At 56.2% G+C, this 13138-nt stretch carries 3 protein-coding genes; all 3 read right to left on the minus strand.

Annotated features, from left to right (window positions below; translation table 11 throughout):
- Nucleotides 1-4: 4 nt before the first annotated feature.
- Nucleotides 5-3352 (minus strand): amino acid adenylation domain-containing protein, encoded by a 3348-nt coding sequence (locus tag JSS95_07490; GenBank protein ID MBS1799656.1) that lies wholly within the window; start codon nucleotides 3350-3352, stop codon nucleotides 5-7.
- Nucleotides 3349-9048 carry an SDR family NAD(P)-dependent oxidoreductase gene (locus tag JSS95_07495; protein ID MBS1799657.1) on the minus strand — a complete coding sequence of 1900 codons (5700 nt, stop codon included), beginning with the start codon at nucleotides 9046-9048 and terminating at the stop codon, nucleotides 3349-3351. Before JSS95_07495 ends, JSS95_07490 begins: the two co-directional genes overlap by 4 nt.
- 9 nt (nucleotides 9049-9057) lie before the next feature.
- Nucleotides 9058-13138, minus strand: a 4081-nt coding sequence (locus tag JSS95_07500; GenBank protein ID MBS1799658.1) for an SDR family NAD(P)-dependent oxidoreductase, incomplete at its 5' end; no start/stop codon positions are given.

Here is a 13138-nt window from a genome sequence, read left to right on the forward strand (position 1 = left end):
TGATCTATGCTCCAGTCGCTTCAGCCATTTGTGGACGCTTGTCAGCCAGCCATAAAGCCAAAGACTCAATCGTCGGATAACGAAACAGGTCAATCACCGCCACGTCACACCCCAGACTCTCACGGACCCTGGCATGCACACGGATAAGGCGCAGCGAATGCCCTCCCAGGTCGAAAAAGTTGTCGCGCATGCCCACTTGTTCCACACCAAGCACTTCGCCCCAAATAGCCGCCAGCGTGGATTCGATGTGATTACGCGGATTCACGCCTCCAGCACTTGATCTGCGCTTCACGGATGGCGGAGCGGGCAACCGCTTCCGATCGACTTTGCCATTCGGTGTAAGAGGAATCTCTTTCAGCGCGATCCATGTCGATGGAACCATGTAATCCGGCAGCCGCTCCTGAAGCCAGTTTCGTACCGCACCGGAATCATCCTCCTCGGACTGGTATCGGATGTATGCCGTCAGCTGTTGTTCGGAGCCTTCGCCGCTAAGAGCAACCACGGCTTGAAAAACATCGGGATGACGTTCGAGTGCCACCTCTATCTCACCAAGCTCAATGCGGTGTCCTCGCAACTTTATCTGGTGATCGACTCGGCCAAGAAGTTGAATCTGCCCATTCCGGTGAAATCTTGCCAGATCGCCGGTCCGATACATTTTCTTGCCCTTGAGTAGAGCAAACGGATCTTCGACAAAATGCGATGCGGTGAGTTCGTCTCGGTTCCAATATCCGAGGGCAACACCTTCGCCGCCTATATAGAGTTCGCCCGGAACGCCGAGAGGCACTGGCTGCAGATTCGCATCGAGTACATACATCGACGTGTTTGCAATTGGCCGTCCAATCAGAATCGGATCTTCGCCGCTCTTTACGCGATGCGCGGCAGACCAGATTGTCGTCTCCGTGGGGCCGTACAGATTCCACAACTCGCGTCCTCGCGAAAGAAGGTTTTCCGCTAACTCTGAAGGTAGGGCTTCGCCACCGCACCACATACGCAGATCGGCGGAGCCCATCCAACCCGATTCAACAAGCATGCGCCATGTAGATGGAGTGGCCTGCATAACCGTCGCGCACGTCTGTTCGAGCAGCGCCGCCAGCAGAGCGGGATCTACCGTCTGTTCGCGCGATGCAATCACCAGCTTGGCCCCGCAGACCAGCGGACCGAACATCTCGAGACCTGCGATGTCAAACGACAGAGTTGTGATCGCCACCAGCGTATCTGTTGCATCAAGCCCCGGTTCACGAAGCATCGAATCGAGTAAATTGACTAGGGCTCGATGTGGAATCCTTGTTCCCTTAGGCGCGCCGGTCGAACCGGAAGTGTAGATGAGATAGGCAGTATCTTCCGCGCCGGGATTCCCGCAGGTGGCTTCCGTTGCCGTGAGTGAGTGGCAGGCGACCTCGTCCATCGCAAGTACTGCGGTATTCGATGCTGGCAGCGATGCCTTCAATTCGGCGTCGACAAGAATGAGAGGCACTTGTGCGTCTGCCAGCAGAAACTCGACTCGCTGTGCGGGCAACATCGGATCGATCGGTAAATAAGCAGCCCCAGCCTTGAGTACCGCCAGTAGTGCAACGACCATCTGTGGACTGCGTTTTAGATAGACTCCTACAACCGAACCGCGGGCAATGCCGCGTGCGCGAAGAGCGCTTGCCATGCGATCGGACTCAGCATCGAGCTCACTATAACTCAATGCAGTCGGGCCCATCTCCACTGCAATGGCCCCTGGAGATTTCGCTGCGCGGCCCCGAAACCATTCTGGCAACGAAGCATATGGAAGCGCCGGCGTGGCCGGGCTGCGCCAATAATTGATAAGCTGTCGATGTTCCTGCTCTGACAGCAGCGTCAATCTGTCAATCGTCATCTCCGGATGATTGACCGCCGATTGCAGCAGCCGAACAAAGTTCCCCTGCATCTGTCGTATCGTCGCTTCTTCAAACAGATCTGAGTTGTACTCAAAGTCGCAGCGGTAGCCACCCTCCAGGGGCCATACTTCCACCGCAAGATCCGAGCGGGCAATCCCTGGATCTATCGGTACCGGCTTAACAATTAGCCCGGGCAAAACAATGTCAGACATCGGCACATTCTGCAACGTAAACATGATCTGCACAAGCGGGCTATGTCCCAATCCACGGTCCGGCGCAAGCTGCTCCACAAGACGATCAAAGGGCATGTCCTGATGTGCGTATGCCGAAAGCGCCGTCTCCTTGACTCTGGAAAGCAGATCGATAAACCGGGGATTGCCGCTTACGTCGGTTCGCAGAACCAGATTGTTGACAAAGAATCCAATGAGCGGTGTAACCTCCTGACGCTGCCGGTTTGAGGTCGGCGCTCCTATGAGGATGTCTTCCAACCCCGTATACCGTGAGACAAGAACATCGAATGCAGCAAGCAAAACCATGAATGGCGTCGTCGCCGTCGATCTGCATAGATCTTTAATCTGGCTCGCAAGGCCCAGGTCAATGTCGATAAAGAGGCGTTGGCCATCAAACGCCTGCACGGCAGGGCGGCGGCGGTCGCTGGGAAGTTCGAGAATAGGAAGCGGCCCTTCCAGGTGCTGAGACCAATAAGGCATCTGCTGCGCCGCGGTCTCTTCCCCTGAGGCCTGCTCCCACTGAACGTAGTCACGATATTCAAACGCGATCGGAGCCAATGCCGGCTGACGGTTCGTAGTGAAGGCATCGTAAAGCTCCGTGAATTCCTTTGCCAATACACCCAGCGACCATCCGTCCGCCACAATGTGGTGGACGACGAGTAAAAGCAGATGATGATGCTCCGTAATGCGATATATGGTTGCGCGAAACAGTGGGGCGGTATCGAGCGCGAACGGCTTGCGCGCTTCCTCGCGTGCAAGACGTATGGCCGCATCGCTCGCATCGGATTCCGCCAGGTCACTCATGTCGACCAAACTGCTCGACCAGCCTGCGGTCTCGTTGACCCTGGAAAGCGGAGTGCCATTGCGTTCGTAAAACGACGTTCGCAGCGCCTCGTGGCGCTCAAGCAACGCGCGAAGGACCCTTTCCAGTGCTGCAAGGTCCAGTGCTCCTGCAACTCGAAGCCCCAACACAATGTTGTAGACGGGGCTTTCAGGATACAGCTGCGACATAAACCAGAGCCGCCGCTGAGACCGCGAAAGCGGGAGGTCAACCAGCACGGAGGTCCGCTTTTCAGCCCTCGACGACAACGTGGAATCGCCAAGGAACGCCAATATCTCCTGCTTGCGCTTGATTAACTCATCGCGTATCGCGGCAGTTACCGCGCCCTTCGGTGCGCTCACAACAATGCGGTCTCCATCGACGGTGAGTGTGATGCCCGCCATGCGCAAGTCCGAAAGAAACTGGATCAGAAGCTTCATATCGACAACTCCTCATACTCCGAAGTATCGGTTGCACCTTTTGATACAACAAGACGAGCATCGATGAAGGTAGCTGCCATATTCAGCGTGGGACATTCGAAAAAGAAGTTCGGCGGCAAGGAAATACCCGCGGCAGCTTGCAGATCGTTTTTCAGCTCAAGAGCCATCAAGGAGTCCAGTCCCAGTTCAGCCAGTGGTTGGTCGTCCATAAACGTGAAACTCGGATCGAGACGCAGAACATACGCAATCCGCAATCGAACATAATCCTTAGTCACTCTCAATCGGCTCTCACTCTCAGCGCACTGAAGACTCTCTTTCAAGCTCACCGCGTGCACTTGTTTCGACACACCGTCTGAAGCCTTTCCTCGTAACCGCTCAAAGTAGGGCCATAAGGTGGATATCTGCCCAGGAGCCAGGTACGCGTTCCAATCGATCGCCAATGCCGTAACGTTCGCTCTGCCACTCAGCATTGCTTGTTCAAGCAACTCGACTCCCTCCTCAGGCGGAAGCGACTGTAGACCGAGACGTGCTGATCTTCCTGTATCCCTCACGCGGGTGGCTGCTCCTATCTCCGACCAGGCTCCCCATGCAATTGCGGTCGCAGGCAAACCCATGCTCCTGCGCATGACGGCCAGGCCATCGAGAAAAGCATTGGCGGCAGAATGATTGCTTTGCCCCGCGGAACCCAGTACCGACGCTGCGCTACCGTACATGACGAAAAAATCCAGGCTCAGGCCCTGCGTAGCCTGATGCAAATACCAGCTCCCATTAACCTTCGCAGCAAACGCACTTGCAAACTTCGCGGGACTTTGTTGTATGAGCGTCGCATCGTCAACAACGCCAGCGGCATGAATGATTCCACGCAGCGGCATTTCGCTCATCGCAATCTGCTGCAAAAGCGCTGTAACGCTATCCTCGCTGGCGACATCTGTGACAACGGTGTGCAACTTCGTGCCGTGCTGCACAAACGATTCAAGGCGGGCCTTAACCGATGGGGACGGATCGTGACGACCCACCATATAGATAGAGCCCGCGCCTCGCTCCGACAGCCATTGCGCAGTACGTAGACCCAAACCACCGAAAGCGCCAGTAATCAAATACGCGCCATCGCGGTGAAGGCCGATCTGCGATTGTTTAGGAGTCTCTGCCGTAGTAAGAGCAACAAAGCGAAGTACTCGTACCTGTCCACCGGATATCTCAAGATCGTGCTCGCTCGTGCCTTCACGCATTAGCGTGGCAAAACACCTGACATCCTGCTCCGTTGGACGAGCAGCAATGTCCACACGGTGGATGATAAGCTCCGGATGCTCCAACCGCGCGGCTCTGGCCAATCCATCGGCCACTGCACTGGCAACATCCTTGATGGGATTTGATTTATCACCGGCGCGCCGACTCACTAACCACACACCTGCTGGTTGAGCATTTGCTCTGAGGACGTCCTGCAACAGACTCAGTACTGCTGTGGCGTTTGCCATCGCAGCTTTTGGTACATCGTCACTGGCCCCAGCCAGTTCATAGACAATATGCACCGGGAGCGCACCACTGCCAACCGCCTTGCCAAAGCGATCTGCGCGAAGGCCCACCTCATCTGAATGGATGCGTACACCGGCAGAGGCGAGCAAACTGGCTAGACGATCGTCCTCTGCCCCATAAAGCAGAACCTCGACATCTCGCTCTGCCCTCACCTCCATTTTGCGGCGCGCGACGACAATCGTCTGCTGCCGCGTAAGCACGTTGCCTGATCCTTCTTCACCAAGCGCTGCGCATTCAAATCCGCATTCTTTCAGCAACCGGAGCCAGCTTTCGCGCTCGATGAGTGGGTAGTTTCTCCTGAAGGATGCGTCTGTAAAACGCCACCAGCCATCGGTCATTCCAACTGTCAGGTCGCCAAAACGCTGCGGCTTCGTTCCTTCAAGAAGGACAAGAATACCTCCGGGGCGAAGAAACCCTTTGACGTTCTCAATGGTCTCCTTAAGGTTTGTGGTGGCATGAAGCACATTGGCCGCAATAACGATGTCGGCTGCCGACCGCATTCCCCCACCATCTTCAGCTCCCTTTTCTATGTCGAGAACGTCATAGCGAATGAAAGGGAACGAAGCGAACTTAGCGCGAGCTTTTGCAGAAAACGCCGACGAAACGTCCGTGAACAGGTAGTCGACATCCTTGTCTGCCAATTGAGGCAAAACATGTGCAGACGTGCTCCCGGTTCCCGCACCGATCTCAACAATCCTTGCCGTCCGGCGATGAGGGCATGAGTCGACCGCGCTTTTTACTATCTCCGCCAACGCATGATTGAACATGCTCGCTGCCGGGGCATCCTGATACATCTTCTCTGCCAGTTCGAACGAACCTCCCGGAAAGAGTGCTTCTACCGAAGACATCTCACCACGTAGAACGCTTCCCAGATGCTTCGCCTGTTTCAGAAAATTCAATTCAGCAATGAATTGCGGGAATTCGAGACCTAACCGATGATTGACGTTCGCCGCCGTTGCATCCGGCACCTGATCCACAGTCCAATCGTCTCCGCTGCGATGTACAATCCCATCCTCTTCGAGGATGCAAAACATCCTGTCGATCAGCCGGTGATGTTCAGGATTTACACGCATCCTTGCGAGCAACCCTTCACGGGAGATCTTTTCACCCACACTCAGCTCAAGCCCCAAACCGCTCAAGGTCTCTACAACATAGAGAGCGCAAAGCCGATCCATCTCAGGCAGGAAATGTTCGAAAGAAGTCAAGAAATCGCGGAAAGCAGGTTTGCTCAACTCCGCCTGAATATCTTTATCGGCACAGTCAAGCAGCGCTTCTGGCGTCAGAGAAGTTCCTTCTATAACCTGTGGCTCCCATTCCATCGTGTAGAGCCGCGAATCAAAGTGATGGCCTTCCGTCTTTGCCTGGACTGAAGCTGTTCGTACTGAAGCTGAGACCCTCTTCTCCGGAACACTGACCCAGTAACGCTGCCTTTGAAAAGGGTAGGTAGGAAGCGCCAGCTTGCGCCCGGGTCTGTCGCGATACACCTCCGCCCATTGAACCGGAACGCCAATAAGGTATAGCTGACGCAACGCCTCACATAGTGTTTGCCACACATCTTTTGCGCGCTGTTGCGAGGCGACAGATGGCACAGCCGGCTGAGACAGCAAAGGACGTGCCATTCCCAATAGCACCGGGTCCGGGCCAATCTCTACCAATACCGCAGGCTCCCGCTCCAGCATCTCCGCAATGCCATCTGCGAACCGGACGGTGCCCCTCAAATGTCTGCGCCAGTATGCTGCATCGATCTCGCGATGTGAGTCGTGAACTTTACCGCTCACGTTTGAAACCAGAGCAATCTCCGGCTCCCTTGCAACGAGCTTCGCAGCGTGGCCCTCGAACGCGTCGAGAATCGGCTCCATGAGTTGAGAGTGAAAGGCATGTGAAACCGTTAGGGGCTGCGAATTGATTCCCTTGCTTATCAGCAGTACGCGCAATTGTTCCACCTGCGCAGAATCACCGGATACCACAACGCTCAACGCGCCATTGACCGCTGCGATGGAAAGACCTCGGAACTGATCGAGCATCTCTACCATCTCCGATTCACCGATGCGTGCGGCCAGCATCGATCCTCCACGCGGCAGGCTTCCCATCAAACGTCCACGTTCATAGGCCAGCGTTAGAGCATCTTCAAGCGAGAACACCCCTGCTACACATGCAGCGACATACTCTCCCAGGCTATGGCCGAGCACAACCGAAGCCTTCACTCCCCATGAACCCCACATCATGGCAAGCGCATATTCGAAGACAAATAACGCCGGCTGCGTCCAGGCTGTGTCATGGATCAAATCGGGAGAAATACCATTGTCGCCACGAAGCACCGCGGCAAGAGAATGCGTCAACTTGCCGGCCAGGATTTTGTCACAACGGTCGACTGCATCCCTGAAGACTCCGCTCGTCTGATAGAGCGATCGGCCCATCGCGGGATACTGCGATCCCTGTCCGGTGAAAAGGAAACCAATGCTGGGCGCTTCAAAGCCTGCTGCAAATCGGTACGCGGGATGCCTTTCAACATCCGATCCCGCGATCTGCTTGAACTGAGAAGCCGCCTCTTCTATGCTTCCCGCCAAAAATGCAATCCTATGTTGAAAAGACGATCGACCCGTGTTCACTGAAAATGCAAAATCGGCCAGCTGAGTCTCCGGCTTTTCTTGAAGGTACCGCGCATACCTTGCGCACAGCTCGACCAGCGCGTTCGGGGTCTTTGCCGATGCTGTCAGTACTTCCATCGACATTGCGCGAGTCTGCTCGCGATGGATGGGAGCTTCCTGGATGACCAGATGAGCGTTCGTACCGCTGAAGCCAAAAGAGCTGACACCCGACAGGCGGCGACGGTCAGTTCTCGTTGGCCACGGAACTGACTCGATCGGAACATGCAGGTGCGGTTCAACCAGTGCTGCGTTCTTCTCTTCCTCACGGAAATGAAGATGAGCCGGAATCGTGCCATGCGCGAGCGCCAGCAATATCTTGATCATTCCCGCAACACCTGCCGCAGCTTCCATGTGACCTATATTTGTCTTTACAGAGCCGATATGCAGCGGAGCACCGGCGCGTCCCTGGCCGAAGACCGAGCCAAGCGCACCGAGTTCGATTGCATCCCCGAGAACTGTGCCCGTACCATGCGCCTCAAGATAATCGACATCATCCGGCGCAACGCCAGCACTCTTCAAGGCAGCGTGGATCACTGCTTCCTGTGAAGGCCCGTTCGGCGCTGTCAATCCGCTGCTACGCCCATCGTGGTTGATTGCGCTGCCCCGAATCACCCCAAGAATCGTGTCCCCGTCAGCCTCGGCATCTGCGAGCCGCTTGAGAGCAATCATGCCGCAGCCTTCCGAACGTACAAACCCATCAGCCAGCTTGGAAAATGTCTTGCATCGTCCATCGCTCGCCAGCATCCGGGCCTGCGACAGCGTAACTGTCAGTTGCGGAAGCAGCATTGCATTGACGCCACCTGCCAGAGCCATGCTGCACTCATTCTGACGCAAGCTCTGGCACGCCATATGGATCGCAACGGCAGACGAGGAACACGCCGTGTCGATCGCAAGATTTGGCCCCTTCAGCCCCAGAAAATATGAGAGTCTACCGGCTGCGACAGAACGCGCGATACCAGTACCCGAGTAAGCATCGAAAAGACCATCGTCGTGTGTGCTCAACAGCGAAGCATAATCGTTCGTGCTCATCCCAACAAAGACGCCGGTCTGGCTGCCGTTCAATTGATTGGGCGAAATACATGCGTTCTCCAGCGTCTCCCAGATCACCTCAAGCAGCATTCTCTGTTGCGGATCAAGACCAACTGCCTCGCGCGGAGAGATGCCAAAGAAGGCGGCGTCAAATTGGTCGATCGCGCCGACAAAGCCTCCCCACCTGGTATTCATCTTTCCCGGTGTTCCCGGTTGCGAATCGTAGAAGACTCCAGCATCCCACCGCGACGCTGGAATCTCCTCGATCGCATCTGTCCTATTCACCAGAAGGTGCCAGAATTGCTCCGGCGTATCAGCCCCACCAGGCATACGGCAACCCATCCCGATCACTGCAATCTGTATGGACGAAGCAGCTTCCCGCGCGGCCAGTCTGCGATCCAGCTCCACAGCCAGTAGCGCCAATCTCTTGGGAGACAGCTTCTGGATGCGTTCAAGAAACTCGCTGGATGTTGGCTCTGACGGCATATCGATCACTCACTCCTGCGTCGCTAATCGAGAATGGTTCTCTTGCTGATAAAGCAGATCAACTTCTTCATCCGACATCCGCTCTATCGAGTCCAGAATGCCAAAGGAACTGTCAGCATTTGTATTTATGGAGGCATCGGAAACAGTCGCACCCTTCCTATCCTCTGTTTCCGCTTGCCTTGTTTGCGGTTCCCGCTCCCGCTCAATGTAACCCGCAAGATCGCGTAGCGTTGGATAGTCAAAAAGAATCGTTGAAGGAAACTGACGGCCAAGTGCGTTCGATAGATTGTTACGCAACTCGATCGCAAGCAGCGAATCCATCCCAAGCTCGCTGAGAGGCAACGCCGGATCGATGGCTTCATCCGGGCGCAAATCCAACGTTCGACGTATTACGTCCGCAATGATGCGTGGCAACGAGGTCTCCCGCGCACTCTCCGCCGTAGTCGCTGTTGTACTTCGCGACCTACCACCGTCCACTGACCGGCTGCGACGTTCCTTCTCGCTTGTGCTCTTCTCCAGGACTGACGCATAGAGCAAGCGCTCACCCAGCCCCTGGCGCTGAGCGATATACCGTGGCCAGTTGATGGCGGCAATGGCAACCTGCGGCTCAGCTTCTCGCAGTACACTGCGCAGCGCCTCCAAGGCATCGGCAGGCGCCATGGCGTCCATTCCGCCTCGCGATAGCTGACGTTGAATCTCCTCCGTCGCCGCTGCTCCAGTCTCTCCCCAGGCCCCCCAGTTGAGGCTCAGTCCCACAGCACCGTTAGAACGGCGCAGATATGCCAGATTGTCCATAAACGCATTCGCAGCACAATGATTCACCTGCCCCTGCGAGCCTCCGATTGAAGCCCAGGACGAGAACATCACAAAGTAGTCGAGCTCGGTCCCTTCTGTCAGCTTGTGGAGGTTCCACGCGCCATCCACCTTGGGTCCGAAGACATGCTCCATCCGCTGCCACGACTGGTCTTCAAGCGAAGCATTGTCGAGCAGTCCCGCACTGTGCCACACTCCCCGCAACCCGTCCCCTGCGCACCGAATAGCTTCAACCGCAATTGCAGGATCTGCGATGTCTCCCTGCACCGTTCTAACGTCGACGCCAGCCGTCTGAAGCCGGTCGATCCTTGAGGAGGCTTCACCATCCGGAGCATTTCTACCAACCAGCACAAGCGCGGTCGCGCCCTCCGACGCCAGCCACTCCGCCAGCCGCAGGCCGATGCCCCTCATGCCTCCCGTAACGATGTGTGTCTGTTCGATCGGCGCAGGCAGATTGCGTTCGATCACAATTCGCCCTATATGCTCAGCGCGCGCCATATATCGGAAGGCTTCCTGCATCTCGCCTGGGGCAAAGCTTCTCGCCGGCAGCATCGGCAACTTGCGATCGGCAATTTCGTTCAGCAGTGAGGTGAGGCGAGCAGCAACCCACGGCGAACGCGCAGCAAACAACGGCGACAGATCGACAGCCTTGTAGTCAACGTGGGGCCATCGCTGCGCAATCATCTTAGGATCGCGCACATCTGTCTTTCCCATCTCGATGAAGCGGCCGCCCGGCGCAAGCAGGCTCAATCCCTTGTCGATTGCGTCGCCCGCAAGAGAATTGAGCACTACATCGACAGGCTGCGCAATCTGTGCGGCAAAATCAGCGGACCTCGAATCATACACAAGCTCCACGCCCAACCGGCGAAGATAATCGCGCTTCCTCTCGCTCCCTGCCGTCGCAATCGGAACGGCGTTCCTCTGCCGGCAAAGATGCACAGCGGCCAGGCCAACTCCTCCGGCGGCCGCGTGAATCAGCACGCGCTCTCCACTCTTGATTTGCGCAATCTCGTTGAGACAGTAATCCGCTGTAAGATACGCCACACTCTGAGCTGCGGCCAGCTGAAACGTCAGGCCCTTCGGCTTGCGCACGACCAGCCGTTCATCGGTGACAACGTGGCTCGCGAAGCTCCCAGGAGCAACCGCCACGACGCGATCTCCAACAGTAATCCCCCTCACTCCCTCGCCAATGCGCGTCACAATACCTGCGCAGTCGGTTCCAACGGGAAGGTTCAGGTTCACGACTCCCATCGACTGAAGCACATCGCGAAAATTCAACGCCGTCGCCCGCACAGCAATCTCGACCTCACCCGCAACCAGGTCCCTGGCAGCATCTGCTATATAAGCCAGAGCATCGATACCTGCTCCTGTCTGGAGCTTTACGCGTTCCGGCAACTCAGAAACAGCACCGCTCTTCTCCACCCGCTGCAAACGAGCTGTTGAACGCTTGCCTCCACGCCATCTCACCCATTGATCGGGGCTGTCCCCGCAAATCTCTTCCTCAACGATCGAGCCTATTTGTTCAACACTGTCTCCGAAGCATTCGAGAGAGGTGCACCGTAACTCTGGCGCCTCCATCGCAATGCCCCTGGCCATGCCAACCAGCGGCGAAGAAAACTGCGGAAGCACCTCGCCTTCACCTGCAAAGACGCCCGCCGTCACGATATACAGCCGAGGAAGCGCTCTTTGTTTCTTCCCCAAGAGAAGTTGCGCGACAGCAAGCAGAGACCTTACATCTCCCTCCACCAGATGAGAGGCCGCCCCGGCAGGTGCGTCAATGACAGAAGCTCCTTCATAGTTCGCAAACCAGACAACCGCATCGACAGTGGCGCCGATTCGACCAGCTTCCAATATGCCTGCAACTTCAACAGAAGAATCCAGGCGTTCCAGCTTCTTCCGTGTTGCTTCTGAAAACTTCGTATCTCCACAAAGAACAACTCTTCTCTTTTGTGCAGGGGCCGCCGCCACAATCAACTGCTGCCGCGAAAAAAGTGAGCCAGGCGATGCCGCCTTGGGAGAGCAGACAACCCGTCCAAAGCCTTGCTTCGTGAGAACAGACTCCCATTGGCCCGATGCAAGGGCCGGATAGTCCGCTCGGACTCCGCTATCGACAAAACTCCACCATCCATCCAGCAAGCCGACGGTAATATCGGCCCACCTCTGCTTGCCAATCACCTCAACCATGATCAGCAGGCCGTCCGGAGACAACAACCGCTTCAAACGCTCAATCGTTGCAGCCAGATCTGAGGTTGCGTGTACTACGTTCACCGCTACGATCGCGTTGAATGGTCCAGCGATTCCCTGTTCTTCTGAAGGTCGCTCAAGATCAAGGACCTTTGCGGAAAAACTGTCCCACTCGCCAAAGCTCTGCTGTGCCCTGCGCACAAGCAAAGGCGATATGTCTGTGAAGAGATATTCGTTCAACGAAGAGGTTGCTGATTCTTTAAGTGAGTTGAAGATATATTGTGTTGTAGCTCCGGTGCCGCCGCCAACTTCGAGAACGCGGGCATTGTCAGCTCCATGCAGATCAACCGCGCGCTTGACCAGTCCGGCAACCATCTCGTTGAAGATTCGCGCTGGCGTCGAATCCCGGTACAGGCTCGTCATCGCGTCGCTCTGACCCCTCGGAAAGACCAGTTCATGACCGTCAAGCCTTCCGGCTAAAACCGAGACAAGGCCATCGCCACAGCGCACAACAAGGTCTATCTCTGTTCTGCCGAACGGGTACTTGGCGATCAGAGCATTGAGCTGTTGCCTCTGAACCGTCTCCGCCTCTGCGCCAAAGATATAGCTTGCGGCTTCCTGCTGGACTGCGCCGGTCTCAACAGCGATCTCCAGAAGGCGCCCAAACAACCTGCGATACCGGCCATCGATACTCCACATCTTCACGAGCGAATCCATCGTGAACTTCTGCCCCGATCGAGGCCAGCCAAGCTGAGCAAATGCCTGCAACACATAGTCCGCTGCAAGCCGTTCCAACTCTGCGAAGAATGTCTGGTATTCCAAAACTTCTGTGGCCCCTGATAAGGCCTTCATATGAGACTCGACCCGAGCAGTCTCACCGGCAAGCATCTTCGCAACTCCTGCCGTATTCAGCTCTGCAGGCTCCCATGCCAGCCTGTAGAGCCAGGAATCGACATTCGCATTCTGTCTTTTTGTCTTTCTGAATCGCAGGTTCTCAATCTGCACGCACACGGTTCCGTGGTCGTCGCAGACGCTGACGTTGGCTTTGAGGGTATTGTTGTCGCTGCGTTCGATGCGGACATGGCTCCATGCC

The sequence above is a fragment of the Acidobacteriota bacterium genome (assembly GCA_018268895.1).
In the GTDB taxonomy this organism is placed as follows: domain Bacteria; phylum Acidobacteriota; class Terriglobia; order Terriglobales; family Acidobacteriaceae; genus Edaphobacter.

What these genes read in the sequence shown, in the direction of transcription:
- JSS95_07490 (MBS1799656.1), bottom strand. Translation starts at nt 3,352, where the DNA reads ATGAAGCTTCTGATCCAGTTTCTTTCGGACTTGCGCATGGCGGGCATC.
- JSS95_07495 (MBS1799657.1), bottom strand. Translation starts at nt 9,048, where the DNA reads ATGCCGTCAGAGCCAACATCCAGCGAGTTTCTTGAACGCATCCAGAAG.